Source organism: Marichromatium purpuratum 984 (genome assembly GCF_000224005.2).
Taxonomy (GTDB): Bacteria; Pseudomonadota; Gammaproteobacteria; order Chromatiales; family Chromatiaceae; genus Marichromatium; species Marichromatium purpuratum.
The window spans coordinates 2,838,506-2,864,759 of sequence record NZ_CP007031.1 but is presented as its reverse complement, the minus strand read 5'-3'; the positions used below and the strand labels follow the sequence as shown (position 1 = coordinate 2,864,759).

23 protein-coding genes are annotated in these 26,254 nt (G+C 69.5%); 16 read left to right on the top strand and 7 right to left on the bottom strand.

Annotated elements, in window-relative coordinates; genetic code table 11:
• The first annotated feature begins 39 nt into the window (after window positions 1-39).
• The 7 genes from MARPU_RS12420 (at window position 40) to MARPU_RS12390 (ending at window position 8,888) form a co-directional block, all read left to right on the top strand.
• Entirely contained in the window at window positions 40-1,254 is a 1,215-nt protein-coding gene (locus MARPU_RS12420; RefSeq protein ID WP_005224726.1) for an MFS transporter, read from the top strand.
• Window positions 1,251-3,317 (top strand): TonB-dependent receptor, encoded by a 2,067-nt coding sequence (locus MARPU_RS12415; RefSeq protein WP_005224727.1) that lies wholly within the window; start codon window positions 1,251-1,253, stop codon window positions 3,315-3,317. The genes MARPU_RS12420 and MARPU_RS12415 overlap by 4 nt, the downstream gene beginning before the upstream one ends.
• Before the next feature lie 23 nt (window positions 3,318-3,340).
• Window positions 3,341-4,375 (top strand): class I SAM-dependent methyltransferase, encoded by a 1,035-nt coding sequence (locus tag MARPU_RS12410; RefSeq protein ID WP_005224728.1) that lies wholly within the window; start codon window positions 3,341-3,343, stop codon window positions 4,373-4,375.
• 67 nt (window positions 4,376-4,442) lie between these two features.
• A complete protein-coding gene (gene lnt / locus MARPU_RS12405) occupies window positions 4,443-5,945 on the top strand; it encodes an apolipoprotein N-acyltransferase (protein ID WP_005224729.1) in 1,503 nt (500 codons plus the stop codon).
• A gap of 304 nt (window positions 5,946-6,249) precedes the next feature.
• Complete coding sequence (locus tag MARPU_RS12400) at window positions 6,250-6,765, top strand: hypothetical protein (protein WP_025275326.1); 516 nt, start codon at window positions 6,250-6,252, stop codon at window positions 6,763-6,765.
• A 72-nt stretch (window positions 6,766-6,837) separates the two neighbouring features.
• Window positions 6,838-8,202: a UDP-N-acetylmuramate:L-alanyl-gamma-D-glutamyl-meso-diaminopimelate ligase gene (gene mpl, locus MARPU_RS12395; RefSeq protein WP_005224731.1), complete on the top strand. Its 1,365-nt coding sequence runs from the start codon at window positions 6,838-6,840 to the stop codon at window positions 8,200-8,202.
• 50 nt (window positions 8,203-8,252) lie between these two features.
• Complete coding sequence (locus tag MARPU_RS12390; protein ID WP_005224732.1) at window positions 8,253-8,888, top strand: flavin prenyltransferase UbiX; 636 nt, start codon at window positions 8,253-8,255, stop codon at window positions 8,886-8,888.
• Between the two features lie 68 nt (window positions 8,889-8,956).
• Here the strand turns inward: MARPU_RS12390 and odhB are convergent, their stop codons facing one another.
• Window positions 8,957-10,213 carry a 2-oxoglutarate dehydrogenase complex dihydrolipoyllysine-residue succinyltransferase gene (gene odhB / locus MARPU_RS12385; RefSeq protein WP_005224733.1) on the bottom strand — a complete coding sequence of 419 codons (1,257 nt, stop codon included), beginning with the start codon at window positions 10,211-10,213 and terminating at the stop codon, window positions 8,957-8,959.
• The gene (locus MARPU_RS12380) at window positions 10,210-13,068 is read right to left on the bottom strand and encodes a 2-oxoglutarate dehydrogenase E1 component (protein ID WP_005224734.1); all 2,859 of its coding nucleotides are present in this window, start codon (window positions 13,066-13,068) and stop codon (window positions 10,210-10,212) included. The genes odhB and MARPU_RS12380 overlap by 4 nt, the downstream gene beginning before the upstream one ends.
• 360 nt (window positions 13,069-13,428) lie before the next feature.
• On the opposite strand from MARPU_RS12380, the gene MARPU_RS12375 reads away from it, so the two are divergent.
• The 4 genes from MARPU_RS12375 (at window position 13,429) to MARPU_RS12360 (ending at window position 16,264) form a co-directional block, all read left to right on the top strand.
• Window positions 13,429-13,653 carry a hypothetical protein gene (locus tag MARPU_RS12375; RefSeq protein WP_005224735.1) on the top strand — a complete coding sequence of 75 codons (225 nt, stop codon included), beginning with the start codon at window positions 13,429-13,431 and terminating at the stop codon, window positions 13,651-13,653.
• Entirely contained in the window at window positions 13,654-14,427 is a 774-nt protein-coding gene (locus MARPU_RS12370) for an NRDE family protein (RefSeq protein WP_005224736.1), read from the top strand.
• Between the two features lie 141 nt (window positions 14,428-14,568).
• Window positions 14,569-15,498, top strand: a complete 930-nt coding sequence (hemC, locus tag MARPU_RS12365) for a hydroxymethylbilane synthase (protein WP_005224737.1) — start codon at window positions 14,569-14,571, stop codon at window positions 15,496-15,498.
• Window position 15,499: 1 nt separating this feature from the next.
• Window positions 15,500-16,264, top strand: coding sequence for a uroporphyrinogen-III synthase (locus MARPU_RS12360; protein ID WP_005224738.1), 765 nt, complete (start codon window positions 15,500-15,502; stop codon window positions 16,262-16,264).
• A 109-nt stretch (window positions 16,265-16,373) separates the two neighbouring features.
• Here MARPU_RS12360 and MARPU_RS12355 read toward each other — a convergent pair whose 3' ends face one another.
• Both MARPU_RS12355 and MARPU_RS12350 read right to left on the bottom strand, forming a co-directional pair.
• Complete coding sequence (locus MARPU_RS12355; RefSeq protein ID WP_005224739.1) at window positions 16,374-17,021, bottom strand: hypothetical protein; 648 nt, start codon at window positions 17,019-17,021, stop codon at window positions 16,374-16,376.
• Between the two features lie 82 nt (window positions 17,022-17,103).
• On the bottom strand, window positions 17,104-18,114 hold the full coding sequence (locus MARPU_RS12350; RefSeq protein ID WP_005224740.1) for a 2Fe-2S iron-sulfur cluster-binding protein: 1,011 nt from the start codon (window positions 18,112-18,114) through the stop codon (window positions 17,104-17,106).
• A gap of 77 nt (window positions 18,115-18,191) precedes the next feature.
• Between MARPU_RS12350 and MARPU_RS12345 the strand changes: the two genes are divergently transcribed.
• The 5 genes from MARPU_RS12345 to MARPU_RS12325 all read left to right on the top strand — a co-directional run bounded on the left by MARPU_RS12345 (window position 18,192) and on the right by MARPU_RS12325 (window position 21,979).
• Window positions 18,192-19,064 carry an SDR family oxidoreductase gene (locus tag MARPU_RS12345; protein WP_005224741.1) on the top strand — a complete coding sequence of 291 codons (873 nt, stop codon included), beginning with the start codon at window positions 18,192-18,194 and terminating at the stop codon, window positions 19,062-19,064.
• Window positions 19,065-19,191: 127 nt separating this feature from the next.
• The gene (locus MARPU_RS12340) at window positions 19,192-19,590 is read left to right on the top strand and encodes a Rap1a/Tai family immunity protein (RefSeq protein ID WP_005224742.1); all 399 of its coding nucleotides are present in this window, start codon (window positions 19,192-19,194) and stop codon (window positions 19,588-19,590) included.
• Window positions 19,591-19,682: 92 nt separating this feature from the next.
• Complete coding sequence (locus MARPU_RS12335) at window positions 19,683-19,913, top strand: glycine zipper domain-containing protein (RefSeq protein WP_005224743.1); 231 nt, start codon at window positions 19,683-19,685, stop codon at window positions 19,911-19,913.
• Window positions 19,914-19,985: 72 nt separating this feature from the next.
• A complete protein-coding gene (locus MARPU_RS12330; RefSeq protein WP_005224744.1) occupies window positions 19,986-21,212 on the top strand; it encodes a permease in 1,227 nt (408 codons plus the stop codon).
• 494 nt (window positions 21,213-21,706) lie between these two features.
• Window positions 21,707-21,979, top strand: a complete 273-nt coding sequence (locus MARPU_RS12325; RefSeq protein ID WP_005224745.1) for an RNA recognition motif domain-containing protein — start codon at window positions 21,707-21,709, stop codon at window positions 21,977-21,979.
• 85 nt (window positions 21,980-22,064) lie between these two features.
• Here MARPU_RS12325 and ubiD read toward each other — a convergent pair whose 3' ends face one another.
• The 3 genes from ubiD to MARPU_RS12310 all read right to left on the bottom strand — a co-directional run bounded on the left by ubiD (window position 22,065) and on the right by MARPU_RS12310 (window position 26,250).
• Window positions 22,065-23,543 carry a 4-hydroxy-3-polyprenylbenzoate decarboxylase gene (gene ubiD, locus MARPU_RS12320; RefSeq protein WP_005224746.1) on the bottom strand — a complete coding sequence of 493 codons (1,479 nt, stop codon included), beginning with the start codon at window positions 23,541-23,543 and terminating at the stop codon, window positions 22,065-22,067.
• The gene (gene prlC / locus MARPU_RS12315) at window positions 23,540-25,573 is read right to left on the bottom strand and encodes an oligopeptidase A (RefSeq protein ID WP_005224747.1); all 2,034 of its coding nucleotides are present in this window, start codon (window positions 25,571-25,573) and stop codon (window positions 23,540-23,542) included. Before prlC ends, ubiD begins: the two co-directional genes overlap by 4 nt.
• A 98-nt stretch (window positions 25,574-25,671) precedes the next feature.
• Window positions 25,672-26,250, bottom strand: a complete 579-nt coding sequence (locus MARPU_RS12310; RefSeq protein ID WP_005224748.1) for a CNP1-like family protein — start codon at window positions 26,248-26,250, stop codon at window positions 25,672-25,674.
• Window positions 26,251-26,254 lie beyond the last annotated feature (4 nt).

The window sequence follows — 26,254 nt, the reverse complement described above, 5'->3', positions numbered from 1 at the left end:
CTGCTGCCATGACCCTTTCACTCGATGTCGTGGTGGCGAATGACGACTCACGTACTCTTTCTCGGGCTGGTGGCCAATGCCTTGGCCCATGCCTCGTTGTTGATCATGCTTCCTGCGCTGGGGCGCGAGATCGGCTGGAGCGACTTGCAGACCGGCGCGCTGCTCAGTCTCTCGGCGTTCGCGTTGATGCTCGTCGCGCCGCTGTGGGGGCGTGTCTGTGAGCGCTGGGGCCGACGCCCGGTGCTGCTGATCGGGCTGCTGGCCGCGGCCTTGTTCCCACTCGGTTTCGCGCTGCTGGTCGATCTCTGGCGCGGCGGCGCGGTCTCGGCGCTGGGGCTGTTCGGTGCCGTGCTGGCGCTGCGGTTGGTTCAGGCGTTGATGAGCGGCGGAGTGATGCCCGCGGCTCAGGCGGTGCTCGCCGATCTCACCAGCGCCGAGCGACGTGCCGGTGGCATGGGGTTGATGGGCGCGGCCTTCGGGCTGGGGACCATCCTCGGTGGCGCCCTGGCGTGGCGTATCGGTGGGCGCGACGCGGTGAGCGCCTTCCTGCTGGTCGGGGCGGTCGCCGGGGTGGCCTGGCTGCTGCTTGCCTGGCGACTCGCCGAGACCGCGCCGGGGCGCCCGAACGCGCGCGGGCAGGATGTCGCGCCGCTGCCGTGGCGGCGGCTCTGGCCCCATCTGCTGGTCACCCTGCTGGGGTTGAGTGTCTACAGCCTGCTGCAACAGGTGACGGCGTTGCGCCTGCAGGACCTGCACGGCCTGACGGCGGGTGAGTCGATCGCTCGTGCCGGTCTGCTGATGATGTCGACCATGGCGGCGATGGTGCTGGTGCAGGGGCTGCTCGTGCGGCGGCTGCAGTGGTCGCCGACCTGGCTGTTGCGCGGCGGTGCGCTGCTCGCGCTCGGCGCGCTGACGCTGACCGCGCTGGCCCCCGATCCGCGCTGGCTGGCACTGGGCATGGCACTGCTCGGCGCCGGATTCGGGCTGCTGTTGCCGGGCAATCTCGCCGGGCTCAGTCTCGGCGCGGGGCCACTGGCGCAGGCCCGGGTGGCCGGGATCAATGTCATGGTGCAGGGGCTGGGAATGACCCTGGGGCCGGTGTCCGGCGCCGCGCTGCACCAGCTCGACCCGCTCGCGCCCTATTGGACGAGCGTTGTCCTGATGACGCTGGTGAGCCTGGTGGCATTGCGAGTGCGTGCGCCGGGTGGCGTGGCGATGGCACCGCATGCTGTCGTCGGGGAGGGCGCACGATGATCGCGCGCCGCACTGATGTGTTCGGCGCCTGCCTGCTGGGCGGGTTGTGGCCGGCGGTGGCGACGTTCGCCGTGGCGGACGACGAGCCGGTGGTGGTGCTGGAGCCGCTGCAGGTCGAGGCCAGGCAGTGGCGCGAGTCGGCGCGGCTGGTGCCGCAGACGGTCGAGGTGTTCGATGGGCGCGATCGGCAGGGGCCGTTGTGGCGGGACTTCTCCGACCTTGCCACGCTCTCGCCCAACACCCAGGTGCAGCAGTCCTCGGTCGAGACCCGGCTGGTGATCCGCGGTGCCACCGCCATCAACACCGGGTTGCAGGATCCGGTGGGCTACTTCGTCAATGACGTGGCCTTGCCGCTGGGCGCGACACAGGCGCCGGCGCTGTTCGCGCTGGAGCGCATCGAGGTTGTCAAGGGGCCGCAGGGAACGCTCTACGGACGTAACACCGAGGCTGGCGCGGTGCGTATCGAGACCCGCAATCCCGAGTGGGCGCCGAGCGCCGAGGCGAGCCTGAGTCTCGGCATGCGTGAGGGCGCCGAGGGGTGGCGCACGCTCGGCGAGACCACCGGGCGGGTGTCGGGCGCGCTGTCGTCGCGCGCGGCCGTCGGGTTGGCCGCTCGTCATGCCGGTGGCGAGGGTCTCCACTACAACCAGTTCGATGGGGATGATGACGGTGGTGCGCGCCAGCGCTGGACCTTCTCCGGTGGATTGGCCCTGGATCTGGCCGCGACGACCAGTCTCAGCCTCAAGAGCGTGATCGAGCGTGACGACCAGGGCAAGCGGCGGCTGCGCTATCTCACCGGCCCGGCCGCCACCGAGCGCTTCGTCACCGACTACGACCTGCCGGCCTGGCAGGACACCAGCAGCGCGGTACATGCGCTACGCATCGATCACGACCTCGCCACCAGCACCCTCAGCGCGATCACCGGTTGGACCGATTATGGCCGCGATTTCCAGATGGATCGTGATGTCAGCTCCCTGGAGACACCGGGTACCCGACTGCGTCAGCGCGATCAGGCGCTGTCGCAGGAGTTGCGCCTGAGTGGTGGCGCGGCCGACGCGAGCGATCCCTGGCGTTGGCTGGTCGGACTCCATGCCTATCGTCAGTGGAGCGATCTGACCTTCGGCGCCGGCAAGCCCTGGGTGGTGCGTCATACCCGGATCAACCAGCAGGGGGTGGCCGGGTTCGGCCAACTCGACTATCGGCTGTCCCCGGCGTGGCGTCTGGGGTTCGGCGCGCGGCTCGAACACAGTGCCCAGGACGGGCGTCAGGTCTATCGGGAGGCGGCGACGACACGTGCCTACGACGCCCGGCTCGACCACGGCGTATTGCTGCCGCGCCTGAGTCTTACCTACACGCCGAGCCAGTCGCTGACCCTGTTCGGCTCACTGGCGCGTGGCTATCTGCCCGGTGGCTACAACTATTCGATGGCCAGTGACCGTGACTCGCTGACCTACGACCCCGAGTACAGCTGGGCGGCCGAGGTCGGTGCCAAGTCGAGCCTGCTCGATGGTCGCGCCGCGCTCGACCTCGCGCTCTTCTACACCCGCACCACCGACAAGCAGCTGCTCGAGTTGCTCCCGGGCGGCGCCACGCGCATCGACAACGCCGCCGAGGCGCGCAGCTACGGCCTGGAGCTGGGGCTGCGGGTCCGACCGGCGCCGGCCTGGACGCTGTTCGCCAACCTCGGTCTGCAGCGTGCCGAGACGACCCGCTACCGGCTCGGCGCGAGCGATCTGTCGGGCAACCGCCTGCCGCTGGCCGCCGCCTACACCTATGCCTTGGGGGTGCGCCACGACAGCGGTGGCGACGGGGTGTTCGCCGAGCTGCGGACACGCGGCTCCGGCCCCTATTATTTCGATGTCCGTAACCAGGTTCGCCAGGACGCGGCGCTGCGGGTCGATGCCGAGATCGGCTATCGCTGGAAGGACCTCTCGATCGCGCTCTGGGGCCGTAACCTGTTCGACGAGGCGGTCTACGAGCGTGCGCTCGCGGTGCCGCGCGGCGTGCTGGTCGAGGACGGCGAGCCGCGCACCATCGGGTTGCGCGTCGGCATGGCTTGGTGAGCGACATGAAGGATTCACGATCGATGTCGTCATCCGCCGTCGCCGCCATGCTCTGCGATCTGCTGCAGGGACCGATCCGTTGGCAGCTGGTCGCCTGCGGGTTCGAGCTGGGGCTGTTCGCGCGGCTCGAGAGCCCGCGCGATGGCGCCGCGCTGGCCACCGAGCTGGGGCTCGACCCGACCCGCGTCACGTTGGTGCTCGATGCGCTGTGCGCCATGGGACTGCTCGACAAGGCGGGCGGGCGCTATGCGCTGACGACGGCGAGCGCGCCCTATCTGCACGATGCCTCGCCGCGCTGCATGCGCGCCATGCTGCTCGGCATGGCGCGACTGCGCCACCAAGGGCTCGATCGGCTGGCGGCGCTGTTGCGCGCCGGTGCCGCGCCGGCGGACACGGCGATGCCCGATCTGACCGACCCGGACTATTGGGCGCGTGGCGTGGCCGGACTGCGTGCCTTCCATCGTGCCCTCGGGGCCGAGGAGATGCTGGCGGTGATCACCGCGTTGCCGGAGTGGCCGCGTCTGCGCCGGGTGCTCGACCTGGGGGCCGGCTCCGAGGTGTTGGGGCTGGCGCTGGCCGAGCGTGCCGAGCGGTTGCGGGTGACCCTGTTCGATCTGCCCGGGAACATCCCTCATATCAGCGCCGCGCTGGCCGAGGCGGGTGCGGCGGCGGCGCGGGTCGAGACCCGTGGTGGCGACTACAACCACGACGCGCTGGGTGAGGGCCATGATCTCGTGTGGAGCGCCATGACCCTCTACTATGCCGCGCCCGATGTGGTCACGTTGCTGCGTCGGGTGCGGCGATCGCTGGCACCCGGCGGGGTCTTCGTCAGTTATCACGAGGGGCTGGAAGGCGCGCGCACCGCGCCCGAGGCGCACGTCGTCGGGCGGCTGCTGCCGGCGTTGCGCGGACAGGACCTGTCGTTCGATCGCGGCGTTCTGGTCGAGGCGCTGTTCGCCGCCGGTTTCGATCAGGTCGAGAGCCGCTGCGTGCCCGCTGCGTTCGGTCCCATGCAGGTCGATATTGCGCGCTGTCGCAACGGTGGTGGGCGTGACTGACGGTTGACCGGGTCGGAGGGGGCTGATAGAACCCGCCCGGTCTGCCGCTGTCATCGGATCGACCGCCATGTCTCTGTCGTCAGTTCTCCCGCCCTCGCGCAGGTCAGCCCTGATCGCCTTCCTCGCCGGTGCCCTGGCGGTGCCGAGCTTCGCGCCCTTCGGGGGCTTTCCGCTCGCGGTGCTCGCCCTGGCGCTGCTGCTGCTGGCGCTGGAGGGGGCGACGCCGCGCGCCGGTTTCTGGCGCGGCTGGCTGTTCGGCGTCGGACTGATGGGGTTCGGGGTGTTCTGGATCCGCATCAGCCTCAACGAGTTCGGCAACATGCCGACGCCGGTGGCGCATCTGCTGACCCTGGTCTTCGTCGCCGCGATGGCGCTCTACTACGGCGTACTCGGCTGGGCATTGCGACGACTGGCCGCCGGGCCGGGCCGGGTGGGCGCGCTGCTCTGCTTCCCGGCGCTCTATGTGCTGCTCGAATGGCTGCGCGGTTGGCTGTTCACCGGCTTCCCCTGGCTCGCGCTCGGCTACGGGCAGATCGACGGACCACTGGCCGGTTGGCTGCCGCTCGTCGGCGTCCATGGCGCCTCGCTGGTGGTGGCGCTCTCGGCCGGACTGCTGTGGTGGTCGGTGCGGCGTGCGCGGGGCCGGGGGCGGGCGCTGGCGCTGACGGCGTTGGTCGCGCTCTGGGGCGGTGGCTGGACGCTGGCGCAGCTCGACTGGACCCAGCCCGAGGGCGCGCCGCTGCGCGCGAGCGTGGTCCAGGCCAACATCCCGCAGGCGATCAAGTGGAACCCGGAGACGGGACCGGCGACGGTGCGCGCCTATCTCGAACTCACCCGCGATCATCTCGACGCCGACGTGGTGGTGTGGCCGGAGACCGCGCTGCCCGATTTTCTCGATGTGTTGCGCGCGCCCCTGATCGACCCGCTGGCCGCGCGCGCGAGAGAGACCGGCACCGAGATCGTGCTCGGCGTCCCGGTGCGCGAACCCGGCGGTGGTCGTTACTACAACGCGTTGCTCGCCATCGGTAGCGTCGAGGATCGCTACTTCAAGCGAAATCTGGTGCCCTTTGGCGAGTTCCTGCCGTTCAAGGCCTGGCTGGGGCCGCTGATCGCCTGGTTCGAGGTGCCGATGTCGGACTTCAGTCGCGGCGAGGCGGCGCGCCCGCTGCTCCAGGTCGGTGCCCATCCGGTCGGTGCCTCGATCTGCTACGAAGATGCCTTCGGCGCCGAGCTGATCGAGGCGCTGCCCGAGGCGCGCTATCTGATCAACGTCAGCAACGACGCCTGGTTCGGCGACTCGCTCGCGCCTCATCAACATCTGCAGATCGCCCGCGCCCGCGCCCTCGAGAGCGGGCGCGACCTGCTGCGCGCGACCAATACCGGGATCTCGGCGATCATCGACCATCGGGGCCGGGTGATCGAGCGCGTCCCGGCCTTCGTGCGCGGTGGCGCCAGCGCCGAGATCCAGCCGCGCGTCGGCGCCACCCCCTTCGCGCGCCTCGGCAACGCCTCGGTCGTCGTCCTCGCCGCGCTGATGCTCGTCCTCGGCATCGCGCTGGCGCGGCGTTGAGCCGCCAGGATTGAACCGCGAAGACACGAAGGGCGCAAAGGGGATCGAGCAGCCAGCGATCAGCTTCCTGTCGCCAGTGGGTGGGCGACCTCGAAGATCGTGCCAATTTCCATCAGTTGTCGGCTAGCGGTGAGCGTGTGTTTCCGGCGCCGGTGCTCGAGGGCAGGCAGCTATTGGCGGCTGAAGGCTCTTCTCTCCTTCGCGACCTTGGCGTCTTTGCGGTTTGATTCCTGTGGCCTGAACTTGCGATGGGCGTGGTCCCGGCGGTTATCATTGGCGCCATGTCCCGCTGCAGGTGATCGTCGTGCAGGCCCTAATCATGTTCTTCGCCGAGCTGTGCTGGCTGCGTCGCACGCCGCAGCAGCTCCCGGCCTCGGAAGCCTTGTTCGTTGTCGTGTTGCTGGCCGATCTGTTGGCCGGAGTGCTGGTGGGAGTCTCGGCGGGGATCGCCTGGTGGCCGAGTCTGCTGCAGGCGCTGGCCGAGATCGCGCTGACCCTGGCCGTGCTCTATGTCGCGTTGAGCACGATGCGCCATCCCCGACGTTTCCTGCAGACGGCGACTGCGCTGCTCGGTACCGGCGCGTTGCTCGGGTTGCTCGCGCTGGTGCCACTGGGGTTGCAGCCGACCGATGGTCGCGAGACCGAGCTGGCCGCGCTCGGCGCCCTGCTGTTCCTCGCCCTGGTGGTGTGGAGCCTGGTGGTGACCGGGCACATCCTGCGCCACGCCTTCGTCATCGGCCTCGGTCAGGGGGTGGCCGTCGCGCTGGCCTTCGAGCTGTTCGCGGTGGCGCTGATCGGCGCGCTGTTCGGCGGCGGCTGAGCGCCGTTACCGCTGAATCCTCGTGCGGGCCGGCGCGGCCCGCGTCCTCGTCGTTCGGGAGAATCGTCTCGCATGCATCTGCACATCCTCGGTATCTGCGGCACCTTCATGGGCGGGGTGGCGCAGCTCGCGCGCGCCCTCGGTCACCGGGTGACCGGCTCCGATGCCAATGTCTATCCGCCGATGAGCACCCAGCTCGAGGCGGCCGGGATCGAGCTGATGGAGGGCTATGACGCCGCGCACCTCGATCCCGCCCCCGACGTGGTGGTGGTCGGCAACGCGATGCGGCGCGGCATCCCCGCGGTGGAGGCGATGCTCGATCGTGGCTTGCCTTACTGCTCCGGCCCCGAGTGGCTGCGCGAGCACCTGCTGCGCGAACGCTGGGTGCTGGCGGTGGCCGGCACCCACGGCAAGACCACCACCGCGAGCATGCTCGCCTGGGTGTTGGAGGAGGCGGGGCTCGCTCCGGGGTTCCTCATCGGTGGGGTGCCGCGCGACTTCGACGTCTCGGCGCAACTCGGTGAGTCGCCCTTCTTCGTCGTCGAGGCCGATGAGTACGACACTGCCTTCTTCGACAAGCGCTCGAAGTTCGTCCACTACGGACCGCGTACCCTGATCCTCAACAATCTCGAGTTCGATCATGCCGACATCTTCGACGATCTCGGGCAGATCCAGCGTCAGTTCCACCATCTGGTGCGCACCGTACCCGGCACCGGCCTGATCCTCCGCCCGGACGGCGACGCCGCGCTCGAGACGGTGCTGGGGATGGGCTGCTGGACACCGACCGCGCGCTTCGGCGGCGACGGCGAGTGGCGCGCCGAGCTGCTCGCGGCCGACGGTTCGCGCTTCGGCGTGTTCCATCACGGGCAGCCGGTCGGCGAGGTCGACTGGGCGCTGACCGGTCGGCACAACGTCGACAACGCCCTGGCGGTGATCGCTGCGGCGCGTCACGCCGGGGTGGTCCCGGCGCAGGCGCTGGCGGCGCTGAGCCGCTTCGGCGGGGTGAAGCGGCGCATGGAGCTGCGCGGCGAGGTCGGCGGGGTGCGGGTGTTCGACGACTTCGCCCATCACCCGACGGCGATCGCCACCACCCTCGACGGGTTGCGCCAGCAGGTCGGCGCGGCGCGCATCCTCGCGGTGCTCGAACCGCGCTCCAACACCATGCGCCTGGGGGTGCACAACGCCGCCCTGGTCGACTCGCTGGCCGCCGCCGATCGCGTCTATGTGCACGCCCCGGCCGATCTCGGCTGGGACGCCGGCGCGGTCTTCGCCGGGCTCGGCGAGCGCGGCGCGGTACTCGATTCGGTCGCGGCGATCGTCGCGCGAGTGGGTGCCGAGGCGCGCCCCGGCGATCAGGTGCTGGTGATGAGCAACGGCGGTTTCGGTGGGATCCACCAGCGTCTGCTCGATGCCCTCGGGCGTGCCCGCGCGTCGTGACCACTTCCAGCGCACGGCAACCACTCAGTCAATCACGGGAAGATGCATCGATGACCCATGTTCCGAGCCAATGGCCGCAGACCGTCGCGGTGGCGCTGACCGGTGCCTCGGGGGCGCAGTACGGGCTGCGTCTGATCGAGACCCTGGTCGGCGCCGGGATGCGCGTCTATGTGATGGTCTCGCAGGCGGCACAGGTGGTGCTGCAGATGGAGCTGGGGCTGGAGGTGCCCTCGCGACCGGCCGAGGCCGAGCGCTTCTTCAGCGATCGCTTCGATGCCGAGGTCGGTCAGCTGCGGGTGTTCGGTCGTCAGCAGTGGACGGCGCCGGTGGCCAGCGGTTCCAACCCGCCCGATGCGATGGTGGTCTGTCCTTGCACCACGGGGACCCTCGCCAATCTCGCCGCCGGCATCTCCAACTGTCTGATCGACCGCGCCGCCGATGTCGCGATGAAGGAGCGGCGCAAGCTGATCCTGGTGGTGCGCGAGACGCCCTATACCAGCATCCACCTGGAGAACATGCTCAGCCTGTCGCGCAACGGGGTGGTGATCATGCCCGCCAGCCCCGGTTTCTATCACCGTCCGCAGCGCGTCGAGGCGCTGGTCGACTTCATGGTGGCGCGGGTGCTCGATCATCTCGGTGTCGAGCACGATCTGCTCGAGCGCTGGGGACGGGAGCTGGAGGAGTAGCGCGCCCCCTCGGGGCGGGGGGCGTGCAGTGACGTGATTGCGCGCCCGGTGCTGGGCGCGCTTTGGGGTCAGACCCCGAGCAACAGCAAGGCCGGGTCCTCGAGCAGCTCCTTGATCGCGACCAGGAACTGCACCGCCTCGCGGCCGTCGATGATGCGGTGGTCGTAGGTGAGGGCCAGATACATCATCGGCGCGATGACGATCTCGCCGTTCTCCACCACCGGGCGCTCCTGGATCTTGTGCATGCCGAGGATGCCGCTCTGCGGCGGATTGAGGATCGGCGTCGAGAGCATCGAGCCGAACACCCCACCGTTGGTGATCGAGAAGGTGCCGCCGGTCAGCTCCTCGTAGCTCAACGAGCCGCTCTCGGCCTTGGTGGCGAACTCGGCGATGCCGCCCTCGATGTCGGCCATGGTGAGCTGGTCGCAGTTGCGCAGGATCGGCACCACCAGACCGCGCGGCGAGCTGACCGCGATACCGATGTCGTAATAGCCGTGGTAGAGGATGTCCTCGCCGTCGACGGTGGCGTTGAGCACCGGGTAGCGCTTGAGCGCTTCGACCGTGGCCTTGACGAAGAACGACATCAGCCCGAGCCGCACTCCGTGCTGCTCCTCGAAGCGGTCCTTGTAGCGCTTGCGCAGGGTCATCAGCGCCGACAGGTTGACCTCGTTGAAGGTGGTCAGCATGGCGGCGTTGCGCTGCGCCTCGAGCAGCCGCTCGGCGATGCGCGCGCGCAGTCGGGTCATTGGCACGCGTTGCTCGGGACGTCCGGCCTCGCCGGTGAGGCTCGGCGAGGCCGGCGCCTGCTGCTCGAGCAGGTGCTCGTCGGTGGCCTCCGGGGCCTGGCGCTCGCGCTCGTCGAGGAAGGCGATGACATCGGCCTTCTGCACCCGGCCGTCCTTGCCGCTGCCGTGGATCTGGCTGGGGTCGAGCGCCATCTCCTTGACCAGTCGGCGCGCCGCCGGGGTGATGATCGGCTCGTGCGCGGGCGCCGGCTCCGGCGCGGCGGCCGGAGGCGTCTGGCGAGTCGGCGCCGCTGGGGCCGACTTGGCCGGCGCCGTCTTGGGGGCTGCCGGCGCGCTCGGTGCGGCGCCTTCGGCGATCACTGCGAGGACGGTGTCGAAGGTGACCAGCTCACCCTCCTTGGCCTTGATCTCGCCCAGGACGCCGTCCGCCGGCGCCGGGACCTCGAGCACCACCTTGTCGGTCTCCAGGTCGACCAGGGTCTCTGCCCGTGAGACGCGCTCGCCGGGCTGCTTGTGCCAGGTCAGCACAGTGGCGTCGGCGACGGACTCGGGGAGGGCGGGTACGCGGACTTCACTCATTGTGGCGGGATCCTTCTGTTCATGCTCGGGTTGAAACGACCGCTCAGCGCCTCGTCGATCAGGCGCTCGTGCTGCTCGACATGGGCCGCGCGATGGCCGACCGCGGGGGCGGCGGAGGCCGGGCGTCCCACGTAGTAGGGGCGCTTGCCGTCCTGGATCAGACAGTGGAAGCGGTGCTTGATCTGGTCCCAGGCGCCCTGGTTCTGCGGCTCCTCCTGACACCAGACGATCTCTTCGGTATGCGCGTAGGTCTCGATCACCTCGGCGAACTGACGCTTGGGGAAGGGGTAGAGCTGCTCGATGCGGACGATGGCAACATTGCCCAGGCCACGCGCGCGACGCGCCTCGAGCAGGTCGTAGTAGACCTTGCCGCTGCAGAACACCACGCGCTCGACCTCGGCCGGGTCGATCGTGTCGACCTCGGGCAGCAGCGGCTGGAACTGGCCGCTGGCCAGTTCCTCGAGCGAGGAGCCGGCGAGACGATGGCGCAGCAGGCTCTTGGGGGTCATCACCACCAGCGGCTTGCGATAGTCGCGGACGATCTGACGGCGCAGCAGGTGGAAGATCTGCGCCGGGGTGGTCGGGGTGCAGACCTGGATGTTGTGTTCGGCGCAGAGCTGGAGGAAGCGTTCGAGCCGGCCCGAGGAGTGCTCCGCACCCTGGCCCTCGAGCCCGTGCGGGAGCAGCATCACCAATCCACAGAGCAGTCCCCACTTGGTCTCGGCCGAGGTGATGAACTGGTCGATGACCACCTGGGCGCCGTTGGCGAAGTCGCCGAACTGCGCCTCCCACAGCGTCAACGCGTGCGGCTCGGCGGTGGCGAAGCCGTACTCGTAGCCGAGCACCGCCTCCTCGGAGAGGATCGAGTCGATGGCGATGAAGGCGCCCTGGTTGGGGCCGAGGTGTTGCAGCGGGGTGTAGGACTCGCCACTGTGCTGGTCGTGGATCTTGGCGTGACGGTGGAAGAAGGTGCCGCGCCCGGCGTCCTGGCCGGAGAGACGCACCGGGGTGCCGGCGTCGAGCAGGCTGGCGTAGGCGAGGTTCTCGGCAAAACCCCAGTTGGCGAGCTGATCGCCCTGGGCCATCTTGCGCCGTTCGTCCCACAGCTTGGCCACTCGCGGGTGGAGCTTGAAACCCTCGGGGACGGCGAGCAGACGCTCGGCGAGTGCGCGCAGCTGCTCGATCGGCACCCCGGTGTCGACATCCTGCTCCCAGTGCTGGTCGCGACAGAAGTGCCAGTCGACCCGGTGGGCGTGATCGAGCCCGCAGAGCACCGGGCGGGCGACCACCGCGCCTTGTTCCATGGAGTCACGGTAGTCGGCGACCATGGCCTCGGCCTCCTCGCGCTCGATCACGCTGTCGCCGATCAGGCGCTCGGCATAGACCGCGCGCGGGGTGGGGTGCTGACGGATCTTCTGATACATCATCGGCTGGGTGACTGCCGGCTCGTCGGCCTCGTTGTGACCGAGACGACGGTAGCAGACCAGATCGATGATGACGTCCTTGTGGAACTGGTTGCGGAAGTCGAGCGCCATGCGGGTGACGAAGATCACCGCCTCGGGGTCGTCGCCGTTGACGTGGAACACCGGCGCCTGGACCATCTTGGCGACATCGGTGCAGTAGAGCGTCGAGCGGGTGTCGAGTGGGTGGCTGGTGGTGAAGCCGATCTGGTTGTTGATGACGATGTGCACGGTGCCGCCGGTGGCGTAGCTGCGCGTCTGCGACAGCTGCAGCGTCTCCATCACCACGCCCTGACCGGCGAAGGCGGCATCACCATGGATCAGTACCGGCAGCACCTGATCGCCGGTGCGATCGCGACGGCGGCGCTGGCGCGCGCGCACCGAGCCCTCGATCACCGGGTTGATGATCTCCAGGTGCGAGGGGTTGAAGCCGAGCACCAGGTGGACGATGCCGCCGGGGGTGTCGATGTCGGTGGCGAAGCCCATGTGGTATTTGACGTCGCCGGCCATCTTGCGCGAGTCCATCGCCACCCGGCCCTCGAACTCGGCGAAGATGTCCTGCGGCGGCTTGCCGAAGATGTTGGTGAGCACGTTGAGCCGGCCGCGGTGGGCCATGCCGATGACCACCTCCTTCTGGCCCTTGCGCCCGGCGCGCTGGATCAGCTCGTCGAGCAGCGGGATGAGCGCGTCGCCGCCCTCGAGCGAGAAGCGCTTCTGGCCGACATAGCGCTGATGCAGATACTGCTCGATGCCCTCGGCGGCGGTGAGCAGGGTGAGCAGCCAGCGCCGCTCCTGGGTGTTGAGCTCGGGGGTGGCGCGATAGCCCTCGAGACGCTTCTGGATCCAGCGTTTCTCGAGGGTGTTGGTGATGTGCATGTACTCCGAGCCGACGGTGCCGCAGTAGATCTGCTCGAGCATCTCGAGGATGTCGCGCAGCGGCATGCGGTCGGGGGCATAGAGCGACCCGGTGTGGAACACCTGATCCATGTCGCCCTGGTCGAGATTGTGATAGGCAGGATCGAGATCGGCGATGCGCCGCTGCTCGCGCAGGGTGATCGGGTCGAGGTCGGCGACCTGATGGCCGCGGTAGCGGTAGCCGTTGATCAGGCTGAGCACCGCGTACTGTTTCTCGGCGGCAGCCGGTTCCAGGTGCTCGATCGAGCGGGTGCGCGCGCGTGAACGACTCTCCTGCGCCAGACGCAGGAAGTTCTCGCGCACCGGTCCGTGCGGGACCTCGTTGGCGGCCTCCTTGCGCATGGCGTCGAAGCGCTCCCGCCAGGCCAGGTCGACGCTCTCGGGGTCTTGCAGATAGCGTTCGTAGAGATCCTCGATGAAGGCCGCGTTGCCTCCATAAAGCGCGCCGGAACTCCGGAACAGTTCTAGGATTGCGCTCATGCTGTGTCTTGATCCGCCTTTGATAGAATGGTCCTGAGTCGAAGCCGGTTCCTGAGTGGCTCCGCAATGGCGACGCCTCGAGCACGCCGCCGCGTCAGCCACGGCGTGTCGTCGGGTCGGTGACGTTCTGGGTCGCGGGGTGCCAGACAGCCGCGGCCGAGGCCGCTCCGAGGTCCGTGATACATGGAAGCCGTGGGCGCTGTGCGTCTCGGGACCCGCTCCGAGGTCCTCGCCAGCCCCCGGTCGGACATGTCTCACGGAAGATGCTTCCCACATCCCCCTAATACCATATCACCGGAGCCGGTGAACACGACTCTTTGACGGCGGGACCCCGAGTCCCTGCCCGGAGCCTGGTGCGAGATGGCGTATCGAAAACCCGATGCTCAGACACAGACGCGGCATCGGCGCCGCCTCCAGATCGCGCGTCTCGAGGCCGATCTGGCCTACTTTCAGGCGCGTCTGGAACTGTTGCGCGCGCCTCGCAGCGCCAACCAATTGGCCCAGCGCAAGGCGTTCAAGATGCTTGCCGAGGTGCTCGCGCGGCGCATCCGGCGAGCCCGGCAGAAAGTGAAGGAGGGCCGTTGAGTGTGTACTCTGGTGATGTTGCGCCGTCCCGGCGAGGACTGGCCGCTGCTGCTCGGTGCCAACCGTGACGAGCAGCGAGCGCGCCCGGCGCGTGCGCCCGCACGGCATTGGCCGGATCGTCCCGAGGTGTTCGCCGGACTCGACCTGGTCGGCGAGGGCAGCTGGCTGGGGGTCAACGATCATGGTCTGGCGGCGGCGGTGCTCGATCGCCGTGCCAGTCTCGGTCCGGCTCCGGGCAAGCGCAGCCGTGGCGAGCTGGTGCTCGAGGCGCTCGATCACGCCGAGGCCGATGCCGCCGCCGAGGCGCTCGCCGACCTCCATCCCGCGGCCTATCGCCCCTTCAACCTGGTCGTCGCCGATCCGCGCGCGGCCCATTGGCTGCGCCATGACGGCGATGGCAGGATCGAGGTCACGCCGATCCCGGCCGGACTGCACATGCTCTGCGCCGGTGAACTCGACGATCCGGGCGATCCGCGCATCGCCGCACAGCTGTCGCGGTTTCGCGATGCCGAGCCGCCGGATCCGGCGCGCGGCGACTGGGACGACTGGCAGCGACTGCTCGCCGGGCGCGAGCCGCTGGCGGGTCTGGCGCCCGAGGCGGCGATGGTGCAGTGTCGCGCCGACGGTTTCACGACCCGCTCGAGTGCGCTGATCGCCATCCCCGCCCACCCCGGGTTCGGGGCCTGGCCGCACTGGTTGCATGCCGAGGCCGACCCGGTGCCCGAGACCTTTCGCCAGCTGTTGCCCGAGCCGACTCGTTCACGTCCCAATTGACAGGGATCATCGCAGTCGCACCGCGAGGGTGAGAGCGTCACTGTGCCGAGCCGCCTCGCTGTGACACAATCATGCGCCGTCCGCGCATCGCCCGGCGGGCGACGGCGCTATCCATCAAAGCTCTAGTCCTCAGGACCGAACATGTCGAATTGCATCCGTATCGCCACCCGCAAATCCCCCCTGGCCATGTGGCAGGCCGAGCACACCGCGGCGCTGCTCAAGTCGCTCCACCCCGGTCTCGAGGTCGAGATCGTGGGCATGACCACCAAGGGCGACCAGCTGCTCGACTCGCCGTTGTCGAAGGTCGGTGGCAAGGGGCTGTTCGTCAAGGAGCTGGAACAGGGGATGCTCGAGGGGACGGCCGATATCGCGGTGCACTCGATGAAGGACGTGCCGGTCGAGTTCCCCGAGGGGCTGCACCTGGCGGTGATCATGGAGCGCGAGAACCCCTACGACGCCTTCGTCTCCAACAACTACGAGGGCCTCGCCGACCTGCCCGAGGGCGCGGTGGTCGGCACCTCGAGCCTGCGTCGCGAGTGCCAGCTTGCCGATCGTCGTCCCGACCTCCAGATCGAACCGCTGCGCGGCAACGTCAACACTCGTCTGGCCAAGCTCGACGGTGGTCAGTATGACGCCATCATCCTCGCCGCCGCCGGTCTGATCCGTCTTGGCTTCGAGTCGCGCATCCGCAGCTGCATCGACCCGGTCGACAGCCTGCCGGCGATCGGCCAGGGTGCCATCGGTATCGAGTGCCGTATCGACGATCAGCGCGTCCACGACTTGATCGCGCCGCTGGCGCACCGCGACACCACCGACCGGGTGCTCGCCGAGCGGGCGATGAACGCGCGCCTCAACGGTGGCTGTCAGGTGCCGATCGGCGGCCACGCGGTGCTCGACGGCGATCAGCTCACCATCAAGGGCTTGGTCGGCACCACCGACGGCAAGCGCATCCTGCGCGCCGAGGCCACTGGCCCGCGCGCCGAGGCCGAGGCGATCGGTCTGCGCGTGGCCGAGGACCTGCTCGGCCAGGGCGCCGGCGAGATCCTCGCCGCGCTGCATGAGTCGCACTGAGATGGCCGGTTGCGATCTCGGTGGTCGCGGCGTCCTGGTGACGCGTCCGGCGGCGCAGGCCGACGGGCTCTGTGCGCTGATCGCCGAGGCCGGTGGCCGGCCGATCCGGTTGCCGACCATCGAGATCGTGCCTCCCGTCGATCCGGCGCCCGCGCGGACGCTGCTGCGCGCCGACTGGGACCTGCTCTACTTCGTCAGCGTCAATGCCGTCGAACAGGCGCTGGCGCTGGTCCCTGCGGCGCACTGGCCGCGCGCGGCGCGGATCGCCGCGGTGGGGCGGGCGACGGCCGAGGCGCTGGCCGCGGCCGGTCGCGCGCCCGATCTGGTGCCCAGCGACAGCTACGACAGCGAGACCCTGTTGCGTCACCCGGCGCTCGCCGAGATGGCCGGGCAACGGGTGCTGATCGTGCGCGGCGACGGTGGCCGTGCGGTGTTCGCCAACGCCCTCGTCGAGCGTGGCGCCGAGGTGGCCTTTGCCGAGGTCTATCGGCGGGTGTGCCCGGCGCACGACGTCGCCGCGCTGTTGCGTGACTGGGACGCTGAGGTGGGGCTGGCGCTCGCCACCAGTAACCGGGTGCTCGACAACCTCGTCGAGCTGATCGGTCCGGCCGGTCGCGCGCCGCTTCTCGCCACCCCGCTGGCGGTGATCGCCGAGCGCACCGCGCGCCATGCCGGCGAGATCGGTTTCGCGCGGGTCGAGGTCGCCGATCGTGCCGACGATCCGGGCATGCTCGCCGCACTGTGCCGGCTCTGCGCCGTGCGCTGAGAGACGATCGACCCATCCGGCGGGGCCGTCCGGTCCCGCCGATCCACCCGCACCCCAATCGATCCCCCGCCGACCCGAGCGCCCTCGCTTCTGGCCGTGGGTGAGACCTTCATTGTTCGTCGGCCGGCGCGTTCGCGTCGCCTCCAGCGATCACCCCGTCGCGCTGCATCCGTGACACCGTCGCCGCGATCAGGTCGCCGATGGTGGTCTGCTCCGAGTCGGGCGCGAGTGGCGCCGAGCGGCCCGACCACACCAGATGGGCGTCCTCGGCGTCATAGAGGCTGGTTTCCAGGCGCAGCGTGTGCTCGCGGGCATAGTAGTCGGCGCCGCTCACCGCCTGATGGACTCGGGTGTAATAGGGGTAGAGTCTGCCGTCCTCGGCGAGTCGGACATGGCTGAAGGGGTTGATGCCGCCGTCGCCGGGCTCGTCGCAACGCAGATGGATCACCACCACACCGGCCGCGCTCGAGCGCCCGATCGCCGCGCGCAGCGCCTTGCCGCGGGTGACGTCGGCCTCGGCGAGCAGGCGGTGCCCGGGCGTGACCTCGAGGCCGCGCTGGCGCAGCTCGCGCGCGAAGTGCTCCTCGTAGGCGCGGCGCACCAGCGCGCTGTCGGCGACGCCGAAGACCACCAGGCTGGGGTAGTGGGGCGTGGGGGTGGCGAGGTCCTGCCAGGTCGAGACGATGCGTGCCGGGGTACAGGCGGTCGTCAACAGGGTGGCGAGCAACAGCGGGACAAATGACAAGACGACACGCATCGGGCGGGCTCCTCGTGAGCGACGGACGGAAAGGAACGGGAGTGTCGCCGCTCAGAGGCGTTGTCGACAAGCGTGTCTGCGCTCAGTTGCCGTGACTGGTGTCGACGAAGGCATCGGTGAACAGTGCCGCCGGGTCGAGGCCGCGGGCGAGCAGCGCGGGGCGGGCGTGCTCGATCATCGCCGGCGGGCCGCTGATGTAGACCTGGTGGCCGGCGAGGTCGGGGAAGTCCTCGATCACCGCCTGATGGACCAGTCCGCGGCGCCCGTCCCAGTCCGGCTCGGGCTCGGAGAGCACCGCCTGGTGGCCGAACCAGGGGTGCTCGGCGGCCCAGCGCGGGGCGAGGTCGGGGAGGTAGAGATCGGCGCGGGTGCGGGCGCCGCGATAGAGCAGCAGCGGGCGCTGCTGGCCGCGGGCGATGGCGTCCTCGATCATCGACTTGAGCGGGGCGAAGCCGGTGCCGCCGCCGATCAGGATCGCCGGCGCCGTGCTCGTGGGATCGAGCCCGAAGTCGCCGAGCGGGGCCTGGACGCGCAGCAGCGCGCGCTCGCCGAGGCGCTCGAAGACCTCGGTGGTGAAGCGTCCGCCCGGTACCCGACGGATGTGCAGTTCGAGATAGGGGCTGAGCGCCGGGGCGCTGGCGAAGGAGAAGGCACGGCGGCTGCCGTCGCGCAGCAGCACGTCGAGATATTGTCCAGCGCGAAAGCGCAGCGGGTCGTGATCGGGGAGCTTGAGGCTGAGCCCCATCACCTCGGGGGCGAGCCGCTCGATGCGCTCGACCCGGCAGGGCAGGGTGCGCACCTGTTGCGGCTCCTCGGGCCGGGGGCGCGCCGGCAGGTCGAGATGCAGGTCGCTGCGGGGGACGGCGCGGCAGGTCAGACACTGCTCGGCGCCGAGCCCGGCGAGCGCCGGCGGCGTGCCGCCGGGGTAGTCGATCTCGCCGGCGGCGAGGGTCACGGCGCAGCTGCCGCAACGCCCGTCGCGACAACCGTGGGGCAGAGCGATGCCCTGGCGCAGCGCGGCGTCGAGCACGGTCTCGCCTGGCTCGGCGCTGAAACGTGGTCCGTCGGCGTCGATACTGATCTGAAATCCCATGGTCCCGACCGTCTTGCAATCCGTCCTGCTCGCCGCCGATAGTGTCACCATCGATAACCCATGCGGAGTACGACAGGGTGAAGTTGATCCTTGGATGTGGATATGTGGGCACCCGGCTGGCGCGCCAATACCAGGCCGCGGGCGAGTCGGTCACCGGGGTGGTGCGCAGCGAACAGGGGCAGGCGCGGTTGCGTGCGGCGGGGATCGAGGCGGCGCGGCTGCCGCTCGGCGAGCCCGATGTGCTCGACTCGCTCGACTGGGCCGGGGCCGAGGTCTTCCATCTCGCGCCGCCGCCGGGCGAGGGGCGAGAGGACGGCGTTACCCGCGCCCTGGTCGAGCACTTCGCGCGCGTCGGCGATCCGCGTCGGCTGGTCTATGTCAGCACCACCGGGGTCTATGGCGACTGTGACGGGGCCTGGGTCGACGAGTCGCAGCCGTTGCGCCCGGTGGCCGATCGCGCCTGGCGGCGTCTCGACGCCGAGTGCGTGCTGCGCGAGTGGCGTGCGCGCAGCGGCGGCGAGCTGGTGATCCTGCGTGTGGCCGGGATCTATGGCCCCGACCGGTTGCCGCTGGCGCGACTGCGCAGTGGCCAGCCGCTGGTGCGGGCCGAGGAGGCGCCGTACTCCAACCGTATCCATGTCGACGATCTGGTCGCCACCTGCCGGGCGGCGATGGCGCGCGGTGGCGACGGCGAGGTCTACAACGTCAGCGACGGCCGCCCGAGCACCATGACCGAGTACTTCCGCGCGGTGGCCGCCGCCGCCGGGCTGGCGCGCGCGCCCGAGCTGCCGCTGGCCGAGGCGATGGGTCAGCTCTCGGCGGGGATGCGCTCTTACATGGCCGAGTCGCGCCGACTCTCCAACCGCAAGCTGTGCGAATCGCTGGGGGTCGAGCTGCGCTATCCGGACCTCGAGGCCGGGCTGCGCGCGGCGCTGGCCGAGGCGTCCTGAGGGCGGGCTGCTATGCTTGGCGGTGGCCGACCGGGCGCAGGCCGAGGTGTCTGACACCAGGGAGCCGGGGCGCGATGCCGTGCCCCGGCAGTGGCGCCCGTATGCGTAACCATCCGGAGGACCCGTGATGAGATCGACCCCATCGCTTCGTCAGCGGCTGCTCACCGCCTGTCTGCTACCGCTGCTGGCCGCCCCGGCGCTGGCGCTCGAGCGCCAGGACTTCGACTACGAGACCACCAGGAACCTCTACAACATCTGTTCGGTCCCATCCGGGGACGCACATGCGATGACCGCCGCGCTGGCCTGTCGTGCCTTCATCGAGGCGACCATGCAGTATCACGATGCGGTCTCCGCTCACGAGGCGCTCGAGCCGCTGGTCTGCCACCCGCCAAAGGCCACCCTGGCCGACGCCCAGGCGGCCTTCCTCGACTGGGCCGGCAAGCATGCCGACGAGGGGTCGCTGATGGACGAGGTGCCGGTCAAGGGCGTGGTGCGCGCCCTGGCCGAGCGTTATCCCTGCCGTTGAGCCGGTCAGCGGTGATCAGGGATGGTCCCGGTTGTCGGGCGCGACCGGCAGTCGATGCCCCGACCCTTCCAATGCCTTGCAGGAGTCGACCCGTGAAGCAGATCCTCTTTCCCGCCGTGGCGCTGGTCCTCACTCTGGTGCTCGCCGGTTGCGGCAATACCACCGGTGCCCGGGTGTCGAGCGGCACCGCCATCGGCGCGGCCACCGGTGCGATCATCGGCTCGTTCGGCGCCGATGCCGGCGCCGGTGCGCTGATCGGCGCAGGCGTCGGCGCGCTCGGCGGTCGCCTCGTCGACGAGCACGCCAAGGGCCATTTCGACTGAGTCGTCATCGATCGACCCACCTCGCCCCGTCGGTCGTGATGGTCGACGGGGTCAACCCTGGAGTCCCGCCGTATGATCGCGCAGTTCCTCGCCGCCTTCTGGCAGGTGATGGTCGAACTCTCCCCCTCGCTGTTGCTCGGCCTGCTGATCGCCGGGCTGATGCACGTCTATCTGCCGCATGGCTTCGTCCATCGCGGGCTCAACCGCCCCGACATGGCGAGCGTGACCCGCGCCACCCTGGTCGGGGTACCGCTGCCGCTGTGCTCCTGCGGGGTGATCCCCACGGCGTTGGGGCTACGTAACGAAGGCGCTTCCAAGGGCGCCACCACCGCCTTCATGATCAGTACCCCGCAGACCGGGGTCGACTCGATCCTGGTGAGCGCCGCCTTCCTCGGCTGGCCCTTCGCGCTGTTCAAGCTGGTCGCGGCCTTCGTCACCGGGCTGGTCGGCGGCGGGCTGGTCAACCGCTTCACCCGTCCCGATCCGGTGCCCGCACAACAGGCGGCGACGGATGGTGACGGGACGCGGCCGCGCGGCTGGCGCCCGGTGCTGCGCTATGCGGTGTTCGACCTGCTCGGGGCGATCGACCTGTGGGTGCTCGCCGGCGTAGCGCTGGCGGCGCTGCTGACCGTCGTGCTGCCCGCCGACTACTTCGCCTCGCAGTCCTGGGCCCAGGGGCTGCTCGGCATGCTGGTGGTGCTGGCGATCTCGCTGCCGCTCTATGTCTGCACCACCGGCTCGGTGCCGATCGCCGCTTCGTTGATCGCCTCGGGGCTGCCGGCGGGTTCGGCGCTGGTGTTCCTGATGGCCGGTCCGGCGACCAATATCGCCACCTTCGGGGCCGTCTATCGCACCCTCGGCGGTCGCATCCTGGCGATCTATCTCGCCGTGGTGGTGGTGATGAGTATGGCCTTCGGGCTGCTGTTCGACGCCCTGCTGCAGCGTCCGGCGGAGCATGCCGCGCATCTCCACGGCACCGAGGGCGACTGGCTGGGGGTGAGCGCGGCGCTGCTGCTCACCGCGCTGCTGCTGTTGCTCGCCGCGCGGCGCCTGCGTGCCCGCTTCGCGCCGGCGCCTGCCGTGGCCGCGGATCTGACCCTGCCGGTCTTGGGGATGAGCTGCAATCACTGCGTCGCCAGCGTCCGTCAGGCGCTCGAGCGCATCGATGCGGTTGAGGCCGCCGAACCCGATCTCGGCGCCGGGCTGGTGCGGGTGCGCGGCGCGCACCTCGACGTCAGCGAGCTGGTCGCGGCGATCCGCCAGGCCGGTTTCGACAGTGATCCCGGGCAGTCGCGCTAGCTGTGCACCCTGCCACCGCGGCCGTCCAGAACGGCTGCGGTGGCCTCGAATCGACTTATCCTTGACCAGATAATTTCTATGGTCTCTCGGTTGACGCCCCGTTCCCGATCCACTAGCTTTCCACCAGAGTCAATCGCGGCGCCTGCCAGGATCTCGAACTACCCCAAGCGAGCATTCAAGTGTTAAAGACACGTCGGAGTGTCTACGGGTTTTTCCTTTGGGATCCGAACTCTCCTGATCGCTTAGCCTGACCGTCTCCAGCTCGGTCGGTGTCGAGCGCCGGATGCGCTCCCAGCCTTATCCCCGCATCGCTCCACCTCTCCAGAACGCGCGTCTTTTCACTTTTAGTGTACGCCGGGTCGGTCGTGATCCTCGAAGGAGGTCTCTTTCTCGCCGGGCCGCGGGCTTGGACATCGTCCGCTGTCGGGATGGCTTGTGTGTTGGCCGACCGACAGTTTTCGTTCGATCAACACACACGAGCCCGAGAGATAGCGATGAGGATCTACGTAGGAAATCTCCCCTATAGCGTGACCGATGACGAGCTGAGGGACATCTTCAGCGGATTCGGTGAACTGGCCAGCGCCGAGGTGATCAAGGACAAGTTCTCCGGTCAGTCGAAGGGCTTCGGCTTCGTCGACATGCCCAACAACTCGGAGGCGGACACCGCGATCAAGGCCCTCAACGAGAGCGACATGAAGGGTCGCAAGCTCACCGTCAACGAGGCCAGGCCGCGGGCGGAGCGCCCGCGTGGAGGGGGGCGCTACTGATCCCGCCGCAACCATGCCCACGCTCACCGGCCAGCTGGCCGGTGGGCGTCGGGGAGGGCGCTCAGGACGAGCGCCATCCTGCCGCTCACGCCTCGGGCAGTTCGATGCCCAGCCGATCCCACATGCGATCGACCCGCTCGCGCACCGCCTCGTCCATGCGGATCGGCTCGCCCCACTCGCGGTCGGTCTCGCCCTGCCACTTGTTGGTCGCGTCGAAGCCGATCTTCGAACCCAGTCCGGAGACCGGCGAGGCGAAGTCGAGATAGTCGATCGGGGTGTTCTCGATCGTCACCGTGTCGCGCGCCGGGTCCATCCGGGTGGTCATTGCCCAGATCACATCCTTCCAGTCGCGGGTGCAGACGTCCTCGTCGACGACGATGACGAACTTGGTGTACATGAACTGGCGCAGGAAGGACCACACCCCCATCATCACCCGCTTGGCGTGTCCCGGATACTGCTTGCGGATGCTCACCACCGCGAGGCGGTAGGAGCAGCCCTCGGGCGGCAGGTAGAAGTCGACGATCTCCGGGAACTGCTTCTGCAGGATGGGCACGAAGACCTCGTTGAGCGCCACCCCGAGGATCGCCGGCTCGTCGGGTGGCCGGCCGGTATAGGTGCTGTGATAGATCGGGCGCTCGCGATGGGTGATGCGCTCGATGGTGAACACCGGGAAGCGGTCGACCTCGTTGTAGTAGCCGGTGTGGTCGCCGAAGGGACCCTCCGGGGCCATGTCGTCGGGATGGATGTGGCCCTCGAGCACGAACTCGGCGCTCGCCGGGACCTGCAGGTCGGAGTCCTGACAGCGCGCCAGCTCGGTGCGGCTGCCGCGCAACAGCCCGGCGAAGGCATACTCCGAGAGGGTATCGGGCACCGGGGTGACGGCGCCGAGGATGGTCGCCGGGTCGGCGCCGAGCGCGACGGCCACCGGGAAGGGCTTGCCGGGGTGGGCGCGCTGCCAGTCGCGATAGTCGAGTGCGCCGCCGCGGTGCGCCAGCCAGCGCATGATCACCCGGTTGCGATCGAGCACCTGCATGCGATAGATGCCGAGGTTCTGGCGCGGCTTCTCCGGGCCGCGGGTGATCACCAGTCCCCAGGTGATCAGTCGCGCGGCGTCGCCCGGCCAGCAGTGCTGGATCGGCAGTCGTCCGAGGTCGACCGCCTCACCGCCGAGCCGGTGCTCCTGGCAGGGCGGGTTGCGCCGCACCTTGGGGGCCATGTCGAGCACCTTCTTGAAGATCGGCAGGCTCTCCCAGGCCTGCTTCATCCCCTTCGGCGGGTCCGGCTCCTTGAGGAAGGCGAGCAGCCGACCGACCTCGCGCAGCGCCTCGACCGAGTCCTCGCCCATCCCCAGCGCCACCCGGCACGGGGTGCCGAAGAGGTTGCCGAGCAGCGGGATCTCCGAGCCCTTGGGGCGCTCGAACAGCAGTGCCGGGCCGCCGCCGCGCAGGGTGCGGTCGCAGATCTCGGTCACTTCCAGGTGCGGGTCGACCGGCTCGCGCACCCGCACCAGCTCGCCGCGCTCCTCGAGCTGGGCGATGAAGTCGCGCAGGTCGCGGTACTTCATGCCGCGATCCCGGACTGACGCAGCAGCGCCTCGGTGTCGGGCTCGCGCCCGCGGAAGCGCACGAACAGCGTCATCGCGTCCTCGGCGCCGCCGCGCTCGAGGATGTGCTCGCGGAAGGCGCGCCCGGTGGCGGGGTCGAACACCCCGCGCTCCTCGAACAGCGAGAAGGCGTCGGCCGAGAGCACCTCGGCCCATTTATAGCTGTAGTAACCGGCGGCATAGCCCCCGGCGAAGATGTGCGAGAAGCCGTGGGCGAAGCGGTGGAAGGCCGGCGGGTGGATCACCGCGACCTGATCGCGCACCGACTGCAGGATCTCCTGGATGCGCCCGCCGCGTGCCGGGTCGTATTCGAGATGGATGCGGAAGTCGAACAGCGCGAACTCGAGCTGACGCACCATCTGCATCGCCGACTGGAAGTGCTTGGCCGCGCGCATGCGCTGGTAGAGGGTCTCGGGCAGCGGCTCGTCGGTCTCCCAGTGGCGCGCGAACAGGTCCAGCGACTCACGCTCCCAGCACCAGTTCTCGAGGAACTGACTGGGCAGCTCGACGGCGTCCCAGGGCACCCCGTTGATCCCGGCCACCGCCGGATAGTCGACCTTGGTCAGCAGGTGGTGCAGGCCGTGGCCGAACTCGTGGAACAGGGTCTCGACCTCGTCGTGGGTGAGCAGCGCCGGGCGCGCGCCGACCGGCGGGGCGAAGTTGCACACCAGATAGGCCACCGGGATCTGGTCGCGGGTGGCGCTGTGCATGCGATCGCTGCAGGTGTCCATCCAGGCCCCGCCGCGCTTGTGCGCCCGGGCGAAGGGGTCGAGATAGAACTGACCGCGCAGCGCGCCGTGCTCGGCGTCGCGAATCTCGAAGAAGCGCACGTCGGGGTGATAGGTGTCGAACGCCTCGACCTCCTGGAAGCGCACCCCGAAGAGCCGCTCGGCGACACCGAACAGTCCGTCGAGCACGCGCGAGAGCGGGAAGTAGGGACGCAGCTCCTCGTCGCTGATCTGGTAGCGGTGCTGGCGCAGCTTCTCGGCGTAGTAGCCGACGTCCCAGGGTTCGAGCTGGTCGACACCGTGGTGTTCGCGGGCGAAGGCGGTCAGCTCGTCGAGCTCGCGCTGCGCCTGCGGCAGCGAGCGCTCGGCGAGATCGCCGAGGAAGCCGATCACCTCTTCCGGGGTGCGCGCCATCTTGGTCGCCAGCGAGCGCTCGGCATAGTTGGCGAAGCCGAGCAGCTGGGCCTGTTCGTGACGCAGCGCGAGGATCTGCTCCATGATCTCGCTGTTGTCCCACTCGCCGGCGTGCGGGCCCTGGTCCGAGGCGCGGGTGGCGAAGGCGCGATAGCACTCAGCGCGCAGCTCGCGGTCGTCGGCATAGGTCATCACCGGCAGGTAGCTCGGCATGTGCAGGGTCAGCAGCCAGCCCGGCAGCTCGCGCTGCTCGGCGTTCTGGCGCAGCAGCGCGTGCGCCGACTCGGGCAGCCCGGCGAGGCGCGACTCGTCCTCCAGGTGCAGCTCCCAGGCGTTGGTGGCGTCAAGCACGTTCTCGGCGAACTTGCTGGTGAGCGCACTCAGCGACTGGCTGATCTCCTTGTAGCGGGCCTTCTTCTCGGCCGGCAGGTCGACGCCGGAGAGATGGAAGTCGCGCAGCGCGTTGTCGAGCACCCGGCGCTGATCGGCGTCGAGATGCTCCTGAGTGGCCACCGCGCGATAGGCGCGGAACAGCGCCTCGTTCTGCCCGACCTCGGTGCCGTAGTCACTGAGCTTGGGCAGACAGGCGTTGTAGGCGGTGCGCAGCGCCTCGCTGTTGAGCACGCTGTTGAGATGGCTGACCGGCGACCAGACCCGGCCGAGCCGGTCCTCGCTCTCCTCCAGCGGCTCGATGAAGTTCTCCCAGGTCGGCACCGCGACCTCGCGGGTGAGCCGCTCGATCAGCGCGCGGCACGCGGTGAGCTGGGCATCGAGCGCGGGCTCGACGTGCTCCGGGCCGATCCGGGAGAAGGCCGGCAGGGTCTGGGTTTCAAGCAGGGGGTTCGACATCGGGGGACCTGTGAATCCTGTGCAACATAGGGTCGGATATGGCGACTGCCGCACACCGCTTCCAGCGCGGTGGCGACCGGCGCGCGGTCCGCGCGCCTTCAGTCGGTGAGGAAGCCGCTGTTCTGCAGGGGCGCGATCCGGCCCTGCAGCGAGCGGATCATGTCCTTGCGGGGACGCGGGGCGAAGCCGCGCGGGACGCAGAAGTGATGACGCCACAGCGCCTTGCGAAAGCGCTCGTGGTCGTGGTCGTCGATCGGCAGCCACTGCGGGTCGTCGAGCAGCACGAAGCGTCCGGCGGCACCGTAGGCGTAGCTCTTGTAGGTGCCGCGCGGGGTGCAGCGCAGCCCCTCGAAGGAGAGGTTGCGAGCGCCGCTCGGTGCCTGGGCGACCAGGGTATAGCGCACCACGCCGTCGTCGCCGATCTGCAAGTGACGACCGTCGATGAAATAGCGGAAACCGGCGTGCGGCCGATCGAGCTCGAACTCGATCAGGTCGGACTCCTCGGGCCAGGGCGGCGGCGGGGTGGCGCGTTCCTGCCAGCGCGTGCCCTCGCGCACGCTCGAGGGCGTCGGCGCCTCGGCGTCGGTGACGAAGGCGTTGTCGGCGAGTGCGGGGAGCGGGCGCAGCAGCGCCAACGGCAGCAACAGCGGGAGCAGGCGATAGGCGAGGTTGGTCATGATC